General features: G+C 63.0%; 15 protein-coding genes. 7 read left to right on the top strand and 8 right to left on the bottom strand.

All coding sequences use genetic code 11. From position 1 onward, the window contains the following. Positions 1–98 precede the first annotated feature (98 nt). From NKJ09_RS25450 to NKJ09_RS25435, 4 genes are all read right to left on the bottom strand, one after another. A complete protein-coding gene (locus NKJ09_RS25450; RefSeq protein WP_352481385.1) occupies positions 99–779 on the bottom strand; it encodes a GNAT family N-acetyltransferase in 681 nt (226 codons plus the stop codon). Next, positions 776–1,267, bottom strand: a complete 492-nt coding sequence (locus NKJ09_RS25445; protein ID WP_023718881.1) for a MarR family winged helix-turn-helix transcriptional regulator — start codon at positions 1,265–1,267, stop codon at positions 776–778. The genes NKJ09_RS25450 and NKJ09_RS25445 overlap by 4 nt, the downstream gene beginning before the upstream one ends. Positions 1,268–1,404: 137 nt before the next feature. Then, positions 1,405–2,166, bottom strand: a complete 762-nt coding sequence (locus NKJ09_RS25440) for an ABC transporter permease (RefSeq protein ID WP_023718882.1) — start codon at positions 2,164–2,166, stop codon at positions 1,405–1,407. 14 nt (positions 2,167–2,180) lie between these two features. Next, positions 2,181–3,107: an ABC transporter ATP-binding protein gene (locus NKJ09_RS25435; protein WP_023718883.1), complete on the bottom strand. Its 927-nt coding sequence runs from the start codon at positions 3,105–3,107 to the stop codon at positions 2,181–2,183. Between the two features lie 263 nt (positions 3,108–3,370). Here NKJ09_RS25435 and NKJ09_RS25430 point away from each other — a divergent pair, with 263 nt between their 5' ends. The 3 genes from NKJ09_RS25430 to NKJ09_RS25420 all read left to right on the top strand — a co-directional run bounded on the left by NKJ09_RS25430 (position 3,371) and on the right by NKJ09_RS25420 (position 8,381). Continuing rightward, positions 3,371–4,744 (top strand): cytochrome ubiquinol oxidase subunit I, encoded by a 1,374-nt coding sequence (locus NKJ09_RS25430; RefSeq protein ID WP_023718884.1) that lies wholly within the window; start codon positions 3,371–3,373, stop codon positions 4,742–4,744. Continuing rightward, positions 4,741–5,745 carry a cytochrome d ubiquinol oxidase subunit II gene (locus NKJ09_RS25425; RefSeq protein ID WP_352481386.1) on the top strand — a complete coding sequence of 335 codons (1,005 nt, stop codon included), beginning with the start codon at positions 4,741–4,743 and terminating at the stop codon, positions 5,743–5,745. Before NKJ09_RS25430 ends, NKJ09_RS25425 begins: the two co-directional genes overlap by 4 nt. Before the next feature lie 101 nt (positions 5,746–5,846). Then, the gene (locus NKJ09_RS25420; protein ID WP_352481387.1) at positions 5,847–8,381 is read left to right on the top strand and encodes a mechanosensitive ion channel family protein; all 2,535 of its coding nucleotides are present in this window, start codon (positions 5,847–5,849) and stop codon (positions 8,379–8,381) included. Between the two features lie 228 nt (positions 8,382–8,609). Here NKJ09_RS25420 and msrA read toward each other — a convergent pair whose 3' ends face one another. The 4 genes from msrA to NKJ09_RS25400 form a co-directional block, all read right to left on the bottom strand. Continuing rightward, positions 8,610–9,338, bottom strand: a complete 729-nt coding sequence (msrA, locus tag NKJ09_RS25415; RefSeq protein WP_352481388.1) for a peptide-methionine (S)-S-oxide reductase MsrA — start codon at positions 9,336–9,338, stop codon at positions 8,610–8,612. Positions 9,339–9,415: 77 nt separating this feature from the next. After that, positions 9,416–9,718 carry a hypothetical protein gene (locus NKJ09_RS25410; protein ID WP_352481389.1) on the bottom strand — a complete coding sequence of 101 codons (303 nt, stop codon included), beginning with the start codon at positions 9,716–9,718 and terminating at the stop codon, positions 9,416–9,418. Positions 9,719–9,796: 78 nt separating this feature from the next. Continuing rightward, positions 9,797–10,507, bottom strand: a complete 711-nt coding sequence (locus NKJ09_RS25405; RefSeq protein ID WP_352481390.1) for a DUF1223 domain-containing protein — start codon at positions 10,505–10,507, stop codon at positions 9,797–9,799. 350 nt (positions 10,508–10,857) lie between these two features. After that, positions 10,858–11,910 carry a TadE/TadG family type IV pilus assembly protein gene (locus NKJ09_RS25400; protein WP_352481391.1) on the bottom strand — a complete coding sequence of 351 codons (1,053 nt, stop codon included), beginning with the start codon at positions 11,908–11,910 and terminating at the stop codon, positions 10,858–10,860. A gap of 157 nt (positions 11,911–12,067) precedes the next feature. Here NKJ09_RS25400 and lepA point away from each other — a divergent pair, with 157 nt between their 5' ends. From lepA to NKJ09_RS25380, 4 genes are all read left to right on the top strand, one after another. Continuing rightward, on the top strand, positions 12,068–13,873 hold the full coding sequence (gene lepA / locus NKJ09_RS25395; protein WP_352481392.1) for a translation elongation factor 4: 1,806 nt from the start codon (positions 12,068–12,070) through the stop codon (positions 13,871–13,873). 173 nt (positions 13,874–14,046) lie between these two features. Further along, positions 14,047–14,571, top strand: a complete 525-nt coding sequence (locus NKJ09_RS25390; protein ID WP_352481393.1) for a hypothetical protein — start codon at positions 14,047–14,049, stop codon at positions 14,569–14,571. Between the two features lie 279 nt (positions 14,572–14,850). Continuing rightward, positions 14,851–15,225 (top strand): hypothetical protein, encoded by a 375-nt coding sequence (locus tag NKJ09_RS25385; RefSeq protein ID WP_502896353.1) that lies wholly within the window; start codon positions 14,851–14,853, stop codon positions 15,223–15,225. Between the two features lie 525 nt (positions 15,226–15,750). Beyond that, entirely contained in the window at positions 15,751–16,374 is a 624-nt protein-coding gene (locus NKJ09_RS25380; protein ID WP_352481394.1) for a CDGSH iron-sulfur domain-containing protein, read from the top strand. The last annotated feature ends 141 nt before the right edge of the window (positions 16,375–16,515 follow it).

The following is a 16,515-nucleotide window of genomic DNA, read 5'->3' as shown; positions in this document are numbered from 1 at the left end:
AGCAAGGTCTTGCAGTCTCAAGGAAGGATTTCGGCGATACGAAATCCTTCCTTTCCCGATGCGGGATGCATCCATGCTACGCATTATGCGCCGACGAATCATTCGGTGCGCTGAACCACGGCCACATTCATTGTGCTTCGCAACCTGAAGCCAATGGACTCGTAAAGTCTAATGGCCGTGGCGTTGCTGGCATAAGCGTGGAGATAGGGAATTTCGTCGCGCGCCACTATCCGGTTTGCCACGAATATGGACAACAGCTTGCCCAGGCCACCGCCGCGAAATTTCGGATGTGAGCACACTCCGCTGAGTTCGGTATAGCCAGGTTGCTTCATGCGCTCGCCGGCCATTGCTGCAAGTCTGCCCTCGATTTTCACACCCCAAAAATCGCCCAGGCTCAAGGCTTCGAGCGTGAATGGGCCAGGCTTGGTGACCAACGCCAGAGCCAGCATCTCAGCGGCGTCGTCTCGCGTCAGACGTTGCACGCGCCCGTCGGACACGATCTGCAATGGCTGCTCGGCAATCATCTGAACCCCGGCCGCGGTCGAAGTCGCGGAAAGCCCCGTGGGCAGAGCAATGGCGTCCGCTTGAAGCAGGATCACACTCTCGCCCGGGGAGACAAGCTTTTCGAGCGCCCGCAGGCTTTCCGCGTCGTCCGCGCCAGTGGCGGCGAAAGGAACAATCGACGGCCGATATCGCCTGGCGAGGTTGCCACCTTGCGCGAAGGCCTGATGTCGCGTCTGAAGCGCGCTCCAGATCGGGCGGTCAAGCAGGTGTTTCATTGCACGGCATCTCTCGGTTTTGGTGCACGACGGTCGAGAGGAGCCGCGGCGAGGCCGTCCTCGATGGCGGCCAACTGATCGAGAAGCGGCCCCGAAAGATCCGCGCACAGATCCGCGACGGCGTTCTCGATGCGCGGCCAGACCTCGCGCTTTGCGACATCGACCAGCCGCCGGCCGTCCCTGGTGAGGGAGACGATCCTGCGCCGCTGGTCATCGATCGACGGACTGACCTCGAGCAATCCCAACTCGGCGAGAAGCGAGACGCTTCGCGTTACGCCTGGCTGCGCGATGCCAAGGGATTGCGCCAGTTCCCCGACAGGCAGGGGGCCTAGCCTGTCGAGCGCGGCCAGCAGTGGGTACTGGCTCGCCTGAACCGGAACATCCAGCCGGTCGAGAAGGCGCTGCGCCTCCGCTTGCAGTTGCTCGCCTATACGCTTCATCCTGCTGCCCAGGCACAGGAAGCCAAGCGATCGTATGACGTCTTCCATAGGCCAATCCGCCTCGCGATAAATCATAACATGATATATAACAAAACATGAAGGTCAAGGGGCTATCGTTGCAGGGGCTGCACTCAGTGCTGTTTCCGTTGATCGATAAGGCTGCTTTGCTTGGCAAGGCCAATCGATCAGTTGCGCAGCCGGTAGCCGGTTCTGAAGATCCAGGCGACGATCGCTATGCAGACAAGCAGGAAGACCACCGTCATGCCGAGGCTGACGCCGACCGAAACGTCGGATTTGCCGTAGAAGCTCCAGCGGAAGCCGCTAACCAGGTAGACCACCGGGTTGAACAGCGTCACCGTGCGCCAGATGCCGGGCAGCATGTTGATCGAATAGAAGCTGCCGCCGAGGAAGGTCAGCGGTGTGATGATCAGCAGCGGCACCAGCTGCAGTTGCTCGAAGCTTCTTGCCCAGATGCCGATGATGAAGCCGAACAGGCTGAAGGTCACGGCCGTCAGCACCAGGAAAGCGAGCATCCAGAACGGATGCTCGATCGTCAGCGGCACGAACAGCGAGGCCGTCGCCAAAATGATCAGGCCAAGCACGATCGACTTTGTCGCCGCACCTCCGACATAGGCGATGACGATCTCCAGATAGGACACCGGCGCCGACAGCAATTCGTAGATCGAGCCGACGAATTTCGGAAAGTAGATGGCGAAGGAGGCGTTGGAGATCGACTGCGTCAGCAGCGACAGCATAATCAGCCCCGGCACGATGAAGGCGCCGTAGCTGATGCCGTCGATCTCGGTGATGCGCGAGCCGATGGCCGAGCCGAAGACGACGAAATAGAGCGACGTCGAAATGACCGGCGAAACGATGCTCTGCAGCACAGTGCGAAGGGCGCGCGCCATCTCCACCCGATAAATCGCCCATACCGCATGAAGGTTCATGGCCGCGCGCGGGTTCATGCCTGTTTCCTCACCAGATTGACGAAGATCTCCTCGAGCGAGCTGTTTTCCGTATCGATGTCGCGGAACTGGATGCCGGCCGCCTCGAGCTCGCGGATCAGCGAGGCGACGCCCGGCCGTTCGCTCTGGTTGTCATAGGTATAGGTCAGCTGCCCGCCATCGGGCGAAAGCTCCAGCGCGTAGTGCGAAAAAGCATCGGGAACGGTGGCCAACGGGCTGCGCAGTTCCAGCACAAGCCGTTTGCGGCCAAGCTTGCGCATCAGCTCGGCCTTGTCCTCGACCAGCACGATCTCGCCGCGGTTGATGACGCCGACGCGATCGGCCATCGCCTCGGCTTCTTCGATGTAGTGCGTGGTCAGGATGATGGTGACGCCGTCTTCGCGCAGCCGGCGCACCATCGCCCACATGTCCTGGCGCAGCTCGACATCGACGCCGGCGGTCGGTTCGTCGAGGAACAGGATTCGCGGCTCGTGCGACAACGCCTTGGCGATCATCAGCCGGCGTTTCATGCCGCCGGACAGCGTGATCGCCTTGGCGTCCTTCTTGTCCCAGAGCGACAGGTCGCGCAGCACTTTTTCGACGAACGCCTTGTCCGCCGGCTTGCCGAACAGGCCGCGGCTGTAATTGACCGTCGCCCACACGCTCTCGAAGGCATCGATGGTCAGTTCCTGCGGCACCAGCCCGATCAGGCCGCGCGCAGCGCGGTAGTCGCGGTTGATGTCATGGCCGTCGACCGTGACGGTGCCCGACGAGCGGTTGACGATGCCGCAGACGATCGAGATCAGCGTCGTCTTGCCGGCGCCGTTCGGCCCCAGCAGCGCAAATATCTCGCCGCGCACGATATCGAGATTGATCTCCTTCAACGCCTTGAAGCCGGTGGCGTAGGTCTTCGTGACCCCGGAAATCGAGATGATCGGCTGCATGGCTGAAAACGGCTGCTTGAAACAGAGTTGTTGATTTAATCCGCTGAATGTCGGTGCGCAAATCCGGATGTCAATGGCGCTCCTGACAGTTCTGGACATCGAGGTTCGCCGGAATAGGCAACACCCGCCTGGTCGTCCAGCAAAATTCCACGCAAAAGCAGATTAACCGGCACTGCGGCGTTCCGCCTCGCGGCGGGACGCCGCTTTGACCGCCCGGCGCATGAAGCCTATCCTTGTACAAACAAGCAGCAGCTGGAGCCGCCATGGACCCGCTCATCCTGTCGCGCATACAGTTCGGCGCGAACATCTCGTTCCACATCCTGTTCCCGGCGATCACCATCGCGCTCGGCTGGGTGCTGCTGTTCTTCAAGCTCCGCTACAACGCGACAGGCGACTCCGCCTGGATGCGCGCTTATTTCACCTGGGTTAAGGTATTCGCGCTGTCCTTCGCCATGGGCGTGGTTTCCGGCGTCACCATGAGTTTTCAGTTCGGCACCAACTGGCCGGGCTATATGGAGACGGTCGGCAACATCGCCGGCCCGCTGCTGGCTTACGAGATCCTGACGGCCTTTTTCCTCGAGGCGGCGTTCCTCGGCATCATGCTGTTCGGCTTCCGCCGCGTCTCAAACCGCGTCCACACGCTGGCGACGGTGCTGGTAGCCGGCGGCACCACTCTGTCCGCCTTCTGGATCATCGCCCTCAATTCGTGGATGCAGACGCCGGCCGGCTTCGAAATTCGCGATGGTGTTGCGCACGCCACCGACTGGTGGGCCGTTGTCTTCAATCCGTCCATGCCCTACCGGCTCGTTCATATGCTGCTTGCTTCGGGGCTGACCGTCTCGTTCCTGATCGCTGGCCTGTCGGCGCTGCGCTATCTCTACGGCGATCGCTCGGAATCGATGTGGAAGGCGCTGCGCACCGGTGTCTTCGCCGCCGCGATCCTGATCCCGATCCAGATCTTTGCCGGCGACCAGCACGGCCTCAACACGCTTGAACATCAGCCGCAGAAGATCGCCGCCATGGAGGCCAACTGGAACACCGGTCCCAACGTGCCGCTGGTGCTGTTTGCGCTTCCCGACGAAGCGGCCAAGGAGAACAGGTTCGAGCTCACCATTCCCGACGGCGCCAGCCTCATCCTCAGGCACAGCGCCGGCGGCATCGTACCGGGGCTGAACGATTATGCCGGCAACCATCCTCCGGTGTTTCCGGTGTTCTGGGGCTTTCGCATCATGGTCGGCACCGGCCTGTTGATGCTCGTCGTCTCCTGGTCGGCGGCCTTCTTCCTCAAGCGTCGCCACAGCCTGCCTAAGCCGCTGGCGCTGGTCATGGTGCCGATGGCACTGTCCGGCTGGCTGGCGACGCTGGCCGGCTGGTACACCACCGAGATCGGCCGCCAGCCCTGGCTGGTCACCGGCGTGCTGCGTACCGCCGATGCTGTCGGCCCGGTCGCCGGCAGCCATGTCGCGCTGTCGCTCGCGGTCTATCTCATCCTCTACGTGCTGCTGCTGATCGCCTATCTCGGCGTGTTGGTGCATCTGGCATTGAAGGCGGCGAAGGATGGTGACACCTCGCCGCTGCCGGGCGTCATGAACAGGCCGCTGTCGCAGCCGGTTGCGCAACCGGGAGAAACATCATGAGCTTCGACTGGCCGACCCTGTTGCCTCTGATCTTCGCCGGCCTGATGGGCCTAGCCATCCTGATCTACGTCATCCTCGACGGCTTCGATCTCGGCATCGGCATCCTGTTCGCCGCAGCCGAAGACACCGAACAGGATACGATGATCGCCGCCATCGGCCCGTTCTGGGACGCCAACGAGACCTGGCTGGTGCTGGCGGTCGGCCTGCTGCTGGTCGCCTTCCCATTGGCGCACGGCACCATCCTGACCGCGCTCTACATTCCGGTTTTCGTGCTGCTGGTCGGCTTGATCCTGCGCGGCGTCGCCTTCGATTTCCGCGCCAAAGTGCCGGCCGGCAGGAAGCACCGCTGGAACCGCATCTTCTTCCTCGGTTCGGTCATCGCGTCGCTGGCGCAGGGCTATATGCTCGGCGTCTATGTGCTCGGCCTCGACGTCGGCCCTGGCGGCATGGCTTTCGGGGCGCTCGTGGCGCTCTGCCTTGCCGCCGCCTACGCGGCGATGGGCGCGGCCTGGGTCATCTACAAGACGGAAGGCGACTTGCAGAAGAAAGCGGTGCTGTGGCTGCGCACGGCACTGGTGCTGACCGCGCTCGGCATGGTTGCAGTATCACTGGCCACGCCCTTTGCCAGCGCGCGCATCTTCGACAAATGGTTCGTCTGGCCGGCCATGCTCTATTTGTCGCCGTTGCCGATCCTGTCGGCAGTGCTGTTCCTGTGGCTGTGGCGCCAGACCTTTCATCTGCCGAAGCCCGACGATCGCCACGCGCTGCTCCCGTTCCTGACATTGGCCGCGATCTTCACGCTTGGCTTTGCCGGGCTCGCCTGGTCGTTCTACCCCTTCGTCGTGCCCGACCGGCTGACCATCTGGCAGGCTGCTTCGGCACCCGAAAGCCTGGCCGTCATCCTGGTCGGGACAGTCGTCGTGCTGCCGATCATCATCTTCTATTCGTTCTTTGCCTACCGCGTGTTCGGCGGCAAGGCGACGGATCTGACCTATGACTGACCGGCTTCGCCGGCGCCGGCCGAAACAGAATATTCATCTTCAAGCGGAATAACCTTCTCTGGCCGGCCCAGCAGAATCGCCGGCAGAAGAAGGGCAACAGAATGACCCCCTTTTTTGCGGCGAGACAGGATCGGCTGTTGCTGATGCTGATCCGGACGGTCGCGCTGGTCGGCGCACTCGCGCTTGCAGGCCTGCTGCCGGCCATGCCGCAGGCGCATGCGCAGGACGCGGCCAGCTGGACCGGCGTGTGGGACACGAAATGGCGCGGCGGCGGCGCCCAGATCAAGTTCGAGCAGACCGGCGCCGACGTAAAGGGCGTCTACCCGCTTTACAGCGGCCGTATCGAGGCGAAGGCCGAAGGCGACAAGCTTGTCGGCCACTGGTTCGAAGGCGACCGCCAGGGCGCCTTCACCTTCGTCCAGTCGCCTGACGGCGAAAGCTTCATGGGCCGTTTCGATGTCGCCACCGCCGAATGGTGGACAGGCGTGCGCGTCAGCGCCGTCGAGGACGTCCGTGTCGACCAGTCGAGCCCGATGAGCACCATGCGCTCGTTCCTGCAGACGATGAACGAGAGCGGCGCCGACAACGTGCCGCGCGCGACCGGCGGCGGCATGGGTCTTGCCGGTCTGGCAGCGGGCCTCGTCGACGTCACCGAGGCCGACCGCGGCGGCCTCAACATGCCCGATTACACCAAGCTCCTGTTCACCGTCATCGACAACGCGACGTTCCGCCTGTGGAGCCTGCCGCATGATACGATTGCCGGCGACGAGGTGACGGCGACGCTCCCGCAATATGGCACCAGGGTTTCCTTCGATCTCACCTTTCGCCGCAAGAATGGCGAGTGGTCTATCGTCGGGCCGCCACTTGGCCAGCTTCAGGCCAAGCTCGCCGAATTCCAGGAAGCGCGTGGCGAAGCCGTCGACATGGTCGACGATCCGAGCAGGCTCGCCTCGCCACGCGATACGTTCAAGGTACTGTTGAGCGGCCTCACCGAGGCCGGCGATCCGGCACAGGCGGCGCTCGACCTGCGCAACTACAGTCAGGCGGTGCGCGGCGACGAGGCGTTCCTGCTCGAGCGCTATCTCAAAAAGGTCATCGACCGCATCGGCTATGTCTACTGGCAGGAGATCCCCGACGACCCGAAGAGCAACACCCCCTTCATCTATTTCGAGCATCCCGCCGGCAACATCGTCATCGGCCCGGTCGAGACCGAGAAGGGCAAGATCTGGCAGTTCACGCCCGAGACGCTCGTCCACATCCGCGCGCTCTACGCCGACGTGGAAGACGTGCCGGTGGCGCCGGAGTTCGCTGCCTTCGCCAGCACCGACCCGTTCTTCATCGCCCGTGGCCTCGCCCGCGAGATCAGCCCCGGCCTGCTCACCCGCGCCGGACCGATGGAGCACTGGCAGTGGTGGATGCTCGGCCTTGCCGCAGTGGCCGGCATCGTTTTCGGCTTCATCGCCAATGCGCTGATTTCCTTGATTGTGCGAAGGACGGACAGCTCGGCCTTCTTCCGCATCGTCGAATGGGCGGTGCGTTCGATCGTGCTTGGGTTCTTCCTGCTGTTGACGCTGCGCCCGCTCGGTCTGCCGCAAGTGGTCGCCGCCCCGGTCAAGGCAATCGCCTGGAGCCTGATCGTGATCGGTGCCGTGCCGGTGGTCTGGCACCTGATCGGCAAGGTCGCCGAACACTATCGTGGACTGTGGCAAGTGCCCGGCTACCACGACACGCTGATTTCGCTGTCCACCGGCGTCGCGCGCGTCGCCGTGCTGGTCGTCGCCTTCCTGCTGTTGGCCGAAGTGCTCGCCATTCCCTACGAAGGCGTCATTGCTGGTCTCGGCATCGGCGGTCTGGCGGTGGCGCTGGCGGCGCAGCCGACGCTGCAGAACTTCCTCTCCGGCCTGACGCTCTATGCCGATCGGCCGGTCAGCGTCGGCGACTTCTGCAAGTTCGGCGACCAGTCCGGCACGATCGAGCATATCGGCATGCGCTCGACACGCATCCGGTCGCTCGACCGCACGATCATCTCGGTGCCGAATTCGGATTTCGCCGGCATGCAGATCGAGAACTACGCGCATCGCGACCGCACCCGGTTCGCGACGACGCTGCAGCTGCGCTACGAGACGACGCCCGATCAGCTGCGTTACGTCCTGGCCGAGCTGCGCAAGCTGCTGATCGCCCATCCGCGCGTCATCGACGAGCCATGCCGCGTGCGCTTTGCCGGCTTCGGCGCCTATTCGCTCGACATCGACGTGTTCACCTACGTCAAAACCGCCGACGTGGCCGAATTCCAAGCCATCCGCGAGGACATCCTGTTGTCCATGATCAACATCATGGATGATGCCGGCGCGCAGTTCGCCTTCCCTTCGTCACTGGAATACAGAGCCACCGATCTTGCGGTCGACGACGAAAAACGCATCGCCGCGGAGAAAAGGGTCAGCGATTGGCGCGAGGCGGAAAACCTGCCTTTCCCCGAGTTCAGCCAGATCGACAAATTTGCCCTCAACAACACGCTTGCCTACCCGCCTCGGGGCTCGGCGCATTATCGTGAGACAGAGCCCGACCCGGACTCGGCCGAGGCAAAGGCGACGCTGGAGAAAGTGCGTTGGAGCCTGCCCTGGAAAAAGGGGAGGTAGTTTCGAGACGTTGGCGGGACAGCACCCCCCTCTGGCCTGCCGGCCATCTCCCCCGCAAGGGGGGAGATTAGCAGTTTCAGCGCTCCGCTCGTCCTGAACGTTGGAGATTTGGCGAAGGTCGAGGTGATAGCCGATCTCCCCCCTTGCGGGGGAGATGTCCGGCAGGACAGAGGGGGGTGCGAAGGATCGCCGACGCTTATTCTCCGTCGCGCCCGCCGGCGCAAAAAATCAGCTCTTGTTGGCGGCCAGCACCAGCACCGGCTTTTCGCTGTAGAGATTGGGGAACAGCCGCTTCAGATTCTCGACCTTGGGCAGATCATTGTAGACGATATAGGGATAGGTCGGGTTGAGCGTCAGGAAGTCCTGGTGATAGTCCTCGGCCGGATAGAAGGTCTTGCCGGTCTCCAGCGTCGTCACGATCGGCTTTGCAAACACCTTGGCCCTGTCGAGCTGGGCGATGTAGCTTTCGGCGATCTTTTTCTGCGTGTCGTTTTCGGCAAAAATCGTCGAGCGGTACTGGGTGCCGCTGTCCGGCCCCTGGTAGTTCAGTTGCGTCGGATTGTGCGCGACCGAGAAATACACTTGCAGCAGCTGGCCATAGGTGACTTTGGACGGCTGATAGGTGATCTCGACGGATTCGGCGTGGCCCGTCCGGCTGGTACCGACCATTTCATAGACGGCCGTGTCCTTGTCGCCGCCGGCATAGCCGGAGACCGCGCTGGTTACGCCGTTGACGTGCTGGAACACGCCTTGGACGCCCCAGAAGCAGCCGCCGGCGAAGACCGCCTTTTCGGTCCCGGCGGTGGCCTTCTCGTCCATTGCCGGCGGCGGGATCACCACCGCGTCTTCGGCCGAGACTGCCGGCGTCTGCCAGAACACGGCAGCGGCGGCCGTGAGAATGAGCGCGGCAAGTGCTGTTTTTGCGAAAATCGACGATCGTTTCAGGGCTCCGGTCATGTCTGATCTCCCATGATGCTGGTGTGGATTATACGACGGATAGGTCCGCCGGGCTCTCACATTGCTGTGCGCATCGCCTATTTGGCCGGAGCCATGGCATCGCAGGCCTTGGTCGCCTCTGCCTTCTTCATGGCGTCCGTCTCGGCGGCGGCCTTGTCCATGCAGTCGGCCTTCATCGGATCGCCCGCCTTCATCGCAGTTGTGGCCATTGCATCAGGCGCCATGGCGCCGGCCGGCTTCATGGCATCGGTTGCCGGCTTCATGGCGTTTATCGCCATCGCCGGCTTCATCGCATCTTCGGCCCGCGCCGCGCCTCCGGTGAACAGCGCCGTCGAGCAAAGTGCGAGGGCGAGTGCCGCCAGGGTCAGGTGATTGGTCATGGTGGTCTCCTTGGGTTATGGCAGGGTTGATCGCATGCGGCGGTGCCGCTGCGGCGTTGCGCAAATTCGGAACGGGTTCTAATTCGCAGCGGCACCGAGGATCGGCCCGCCGCCCGGCACCTGGACCAGCACCGCGGTGCTGAGGCCGCGTGCAGCGGCCGGCAACGGCAGCGCGGTGGCGTCGCCGGTCCAACTGCCCAGCCTGGTCAGCGAATGCACGACATTGGCGTGCGGCAGCGTGCGCCCGGTGTTTTCGCCGCGCGCCACCGGCACCTCGACGACGCCTTGCCGGTAGTGAACCAGCCAGACATCGGCCCTGCCGCCCGGCACCGGACCGGCGCCGATGCTGACCTTTCCACCGGCGAGCGACAGCGAAGGTCCGTCGGCGTGGCCGCCGCTCGAAATCAGCTGCTCGATCTCGCCCGGCCTGGCGCCGACGGCATCGGCCTTGCCGTTGACCACCACTTGCGGCGTGAACGGGCCGGAACGGCCGAGCGACGGCTCGTAACTGACCTGACGCTGCGTGAATTCGTCTTTGCCGAATGTATCCTTCCAGCCGAGATAGTCCCAGTAGGTGACGTTGAAGGACAGCGCCAGCACACCAGGCCGGTCCTTGACCTTGATCAGATTGGCATTGGCCGGCGGGCAGGACGAACAGCCCTGGCTGGTGAACAACTCGACGACGGTCAGCGTCTGGCCGGCAGCCGCGCTGGTTGCCGAAAACCCGATTGCCGAAAACAGTGCCAGGGAAAGCCCGACAAGGGCCGTGCTGCGTTTCGATCCGGTCATCGCTGTCCTCATGTGCGGTTCCATGTCCAAACTTCGCCGCCGACGCACGGTTCGTTACAGCATCACCGCTTCGTGATTGAGGAGAAGTCCAAGTTTTTTCGTCTTAGGGATTGGCGAGAGCCGAGGCGACATCCGATCTCCCCCCTTGTGGGGGAGATGTCCGGCAGGACAGAGGGGGGCGCCACCGAGCGTCATCCTACGTGGACGCCGAGTAACGCCAACTCGATGCTAGGATGGGCCAAGCGGATTGGAGGTTGCCAGATTTGCAAATTACGAGAGCCGCGGGACAGCGCCCCCTCTGGCCTGCCGGCCATCTCCCCCACACGGGGGGAGATCGGCACTTGGCCCGGCTATTGTGTAAGCACGGTCTCCGAAGGCCGCTTGTTGAAGGCGCACTTGCCGGTCACCGTGTAGAAGAAGTCGGCATTCGAAATGGCTGCCGGTACGGGATTGCCGCCATCTTCCCAAGCCTGTTTGCTGCTCTGGCCGCATGGCACGAGCGTGAAGATATCGACGGTTTCTCCGTTCGCAATTTCGACGCCGTCGGCGTAAAGCCGGTTCGATGTCGCCGGATCGTTCGATTTGAGCACGGATGGATTGCCGGACGGCACATCCATCCGCAGGTACAGCTGGTCCATCTGGCTGACGTCGATCACCGCACCAGCACTCGTCGCGGGATACATCGTGCTGACGCAGGTGGTTGCGTATTTCCTGCCGTATGAGTCGGTCTGGGTGATCGTGGTGCTGGGCAAGCCGTAGAAGCTGAGCACCGTGGCGGTCGTGCATACTTGCTGCTGGACCAGCGTGGTCGTCGTTCCGTTGATCGTATACACGCTGGCTGTGCCGTAGCCCTTAGGGTCGCCATAACCGTTGTATGTGTAGTCGATCTTCATCAGCTTGTTAGCCAGCGTGTCACCAAACTTGGTGCCATAGAGCGTCATCGTTTTGTTCCAATAGCCCGAGATCTTATCGACTTTGAACGTGGCCTCCACCAATGCCGGCCGCTTTGTCACCGCCGACGCGACGCCGACCTGCACCGTGTTGATCTTGACGATCTGCATGAAACTCGTCGGCATGGCGAAGCCAGCCGAAGCCTTGATGCTGGCAGCGCCGTCGGTAGCGACGACGAAGCTGTCGAGCTTGGCCGTGCCTTGCCCGCCATTGGCCAGGTATGCCTCCTGCAGCTTCACCTGGCGGTCCGCCAACGTCGTGGTCGTCTCCAGCGTCGTGATCGACAGCGACGCGGCATCGAGCGCGTTCTGCATCGAGGCCCTGGTTGAAACCGCCGAGGTATAGTCGATGGAAAAACCCAATGCGGCAACCATCGGCATAAGCAAGATGGCGAGCATTGGCGCGAACGAGCCGCTCACCGAGTTGAGAAATTTGCGTGCGGACAGCGGCATTCCGATCCCCCGAAACGGCGATAGACCGGTGGGCTATCACGCCGGGCGCAAACTATGCTCTAATCTCATGGATCAAAGTTTAACGACTTTGGCCCCCGCCGCCGCTCCCGCGCCCCGCCGCTTGCCCATGCAGCGTGCCCCTGCTAAAGCGCGCCGCATGACCACGCCGATCAAAAACATCCGCAATTTCTCCATCGTTGCCCATATCGACCACGGCAAATCCACGCTTGCCGACCGGCTGATCCAGTCGACCGGCGGGCTGGAGCTGCGCGACATGAAGGAGCAGGTGCTGGACTCGATGGACATCGAGCGCGAGCGCGGCATCACCATCAAGGCGCAGACGGTGCGGCTGAAGTACCGCGCCAATAGTGGCGAGGATTACATCCTCAACCTGATCGACACGCCCGGCCATGTCGACTTCGCCTATGAGGTGTCGCGTTCGCTGGCCGCCTGCGAGGGCTCGCTGCTGGTCGTCGATGCCTCGCAAGGTGTCGAGGCGCAGACGCTGGCCAATGTCTACCAGGCCATCGACAACAACCACGAGATCGTCGTGGTGCTGAACAAGGTCGACCTGCCGGCGGCCGAGCCCGAGCGCATCCGCGAGCAGGTCGAGGAGGTGATCGGCATCGACGCCTCCAACGCCGTGTTGATCTCGGCCAAGACCGGGCTTGGCATTCCGGACGTGCTCGAGGCCATCGTCAACGATCTGCCGCCGCCGCGCGAGGGCGACATAGCGGCGCCGCTGAAGGCGATGCTGGTCGACTCCTGGTACGACGCCTATCTCGGCGTCATCGTGCTGGTCCGCATCATCGACGGCGTGCTGAAGAAGGGCCAGACCATCCGCATGATGGGCACCGGCGCCCGATATCTGGTCGAGCGCACCGGCGTCTTCACGCCCGCCCGCGTCAATGTCGACGAGCTCGGCCCCGGCGAGTTCGGCTTCTTCACCGGCTCGATCAAGGAAGTCGCCGACACCCGCGTCGGCGACACCATCACCGAGGACAAGCGCCCGACGGCGCAGGCCCTGCCCGGCTTCAAGCCGGCGCAGCCGGTGGTGTTCTGCGGCCTGTTCCCGGTCGACGCCGCCGATTTCGAGGATCTGCGCGCCGCGGTCGGCAAGCTGCGCCTCAACGACGCGTCCTTCTCCTATGAAATGGAAACCAGTGCGGCACTTGGCTTCGGCTATCGCTGCGGCTTCCTTGGCTTGCTGCATCTGGAGATCATCCAGGAGCGGCTGGAGCGCGAGTTCAATCTCGACCTCATCGCCACCGCGCCCTCGGTCGTCTACCGCCTGGCTTTGACCGACGGCACGGTGAAGGAATTGCACAACCCGGCGGACATGCCCGACGTGGTCAAGATTGCGGCCATCGAGGAGCCGTGGATCCGCGCCACCATCCTGACCCCGGACGACTATCTCGGCGGTATCCTGAAACTCTGCCAGGACAGGCGCGGCATCCAGTTCGATCTGTCCTATGTCGGCAAGCGTGCCATGCTGATCTACGACCTGCCGCTCAACGAGGTCGTGTTCGACTTCTACGACCGGCTGAAGTCGATCTCAAAGGGCTACGCCTCCTTCGATTATCACCTCACCGACTACAAGGAAGGCGACCTGGTCAAAATGTCGATCCTGGTCAATGAGGAGCCGGTCGACGCGCTGTCGATGCTGGTCCACCGCACGGCCGCGGAAAAGCGCGGCCGGCTGATGTGCGAGAAGCTGAAGGAGCTGATCCCGAACCATCTGTTCAAGATCCCGATCCAGGCGGCCATCGGCGGCAAGGTCATCGCCCGCGAGACCATCTCGGCGCTGCGCAAGGACGTCACGGCCAAATGCTACGGCGGCGACGTCTCACGCAAACGCAAGCTGCTCGACAAGCAGAAAGAGGGCAAGAAGCGGATGCGCCAGTTCGGGAAAGTGGATATCCCGCAAGAGGCGTTTATCCAGGCGCTGAAGATGGGGGATTGAACGGGGTTACGCCCATTTCCCCCGTGGCCGGGCTGTTCCCAATTTCGAGCTGACCGAACCGCCTCCCGATGCGATTAAATATGCGCCGGCCAATGCCCTTCGCTTTAGGCAGCGGGCCGCCATTGGAGAAGGTCCCGTCTTGAAGTATCCTTGAGCTTGGAAGGGAGGTCCCGATGCGTCCCGCCAGCCCTGCTATCTCCGACACGATCGCCGCGATCGGCCTTGCCATCGGCGGCGCGATGGGCCTCGTCGGCACCTTCGTCGAGAGCGCGTCCCTTCGCGAAACACTCTGGACGATCGACGGCGTCGCACTGGTGGTAGCAACCGCGCTGCTGACGATGAAATATCAGCGGCTGGGCAATGACTGCGTGGCGGCCGGATTTCTGACCTTTCTCGCCGGCGAGAGCCTGCTGCTCGCCGGCAATGCGGCGGGGCTTGAGGCCAGCGTGCCCTCCTATGTCGGCGGTATCTCGCTCTGGGCGGCGGCGCTGGTCATGGTCAGCGCGCCGAAAACCTTCGCCCTGTGGATGCGGCTCACCGCTGTCGTGGCGGCTGTGCTGTTCGTCGTCTCAGTGGGCCTGATCCTCTGGGGCACCCCTTTGCTGCCGACCTCGGCGCCGCTGCCCGCTGCCGGATATCCCTTCCTGGTGCTCACATTCATCGGCTGGATATGGACCCTGCTGAAGCCCGATCGTTGAGCCCGTCGGACCGCCCCTCTCCGGCAGCTTCGCGGCCACCTCTCCCCCACCATGTGGGGGCGAGGAACCCAGGTCTTGTGAGGCTTCGGCGATTGGCGGTTTCCTCGCCCCACGAAGTGGGGAGAGGTGGTTTGCGAAGCAAACCGGAGAGGGGTCTTCCTTGGCAGCCTCGCGCGTCTTGCGACGCAAATGCCGCAATCACCTCTTCCACCCTTCAACCCGCCATGCCATGTTCCCCCGCGCGGCCGAGCAGGCCGTTTCATTCCGGGGGGAATCATCATGTTGTCTTACGCTTTCGCGCGCCGCGTTGCCGCTGCGCTGTTCATCGTCGGATTGTTTGCGCCCGTCGCGCATGCCGGCGATGTCACGTTCGAGATCAAGAACAGCCATCCCAACGCCATGCGCGTCGAACTGTACAGCCAGGACCGCGACCACGTCTGGCCGGGCAACAATCAGGATTATTATCTCAACGACGGCGAGACCAAGTCGATCCCGCTGTCCTGCAATGACGGCGAATCGATCTGCTACGGCGCCTGGGTCGATGGTGACGAGAATACCTATTGGGGTGTCGGCCCGGCCAACGCGGAAAAATGCGACGATTGCTGCTACACCTGCAGTGGCGGCGAGACCGAGGAAATCGATCTGGTTCCGTGAACTGTCTCCCTTTTGTTCGAGGGCTATTGCACACCGGCAAGCGCCCCCTCACCCGGATTGCCAACCGAATTGCGAAGGGGAATTCGGGGCAATCCGACCTCTCCCCGAGGGGAGAGGAAGTCGCCTGCACTGGCGCCAGCCTCTTCTCCCCTCGGGGAGAAGGTGGCCGCGAAGCGGCCGGATGAGGGGGACTCCCGTATGCGATTGCCTCACCCTTGTGGGCCAGGTGGTCGTACAGAGGCCATAGCAGCGGAGCGCTGTCCCGCCAACGTCGGCCGGCAACGCCGGAATTCAAAGCTGAAACAAAAAACCCGCCTCGGTGGGGCGGGTCGTTGGAGCCAATTGGCACCATAGTCGGATTACTAGCATAGCTGCCGGCACAAAGCAAGAACAAAATGTGGTGCTGCGAGCAAAAAATGCGAATTCCCTTCCCGCCGCGCCCGAGGTCGGCCCTCACGGTGGAGAATGCTGCCTTGACGTCGTCCTGGCCGTCGCCATAGCGTAGTCCGAGAGGAGATCCCACCCATGGCAGTGGTCGAAGGCGAAAACATAGAGATCGGCTTTTCGGGAAAACGTTGCATCCATTCGCGCAACTGCGTGCTTGGCGATCCGCGTGTCTTCGTGCCCAATGCGCCCGACCAGTGGATCCACCCCGAGGCGGCCAGCGTCGAGAAGATCGTGGCGCTCGCCGAAGGCTGCCCGTCCGGCGCCATCACCTATGTCCGCAAGGATGGCGGGCCGCAGGAACAGCCGCCGGTAGTCAACATTGTGCGCATAAGGGAAAACGGCCCGCTGGCCCTGCATGCCGAGATCGTGCTGGGCGGCGAAACGTTTTACCGTGCCACGCTCTGCCGCTGCGGCGCCTCGGAAAACAAGCCGTTCTGCGACGGCAGCCACAACAAAGCGGGCTTCACCGCCACCGGCGAGCCGGCGCTGAAAGACACGCCGGCGCTGGAAGCCAGGAATGGCCCGCTGACCGTCACGCCGACGACCAACGGCCCGCTCAAGCTCGAAGGCAATCTCGAAATCGTCACCGGCACCGGCCACACGGTCGACCGCACACAACGCACCTTCCTCTGCCGCTGCGGCCACTCCGCCAACAAGCCGTTCTGCGATGGCAGCCACAAGCGCGTGGGGTTTGTCGGGTAATTGCCAAGGTTGCGATCCGTCACACCCCCCTCTGTCCTGCCGGCATTGGGCGAGCCTGCAGCGTGTTCGCCCGTGGCCCAGCCATCGCGGCTTTATCGATCGGCCGGTATCCGCTAAGGGGCGGAGACGAATTCTCCGGAC

This window comes from Mesorhizobium sp. M0189 (assembly GCF_040322135.1).
GTDB lineage: Bacteria > Pseudomonadota > Alphaproteobacteria > Rhizobiales > Rhizobiaceae > Mesorhizobium.
Note: the sequence above shows the minus strand (reverse complement) of the source record. Positions and strands in the feature narration are given on the sequence as shown.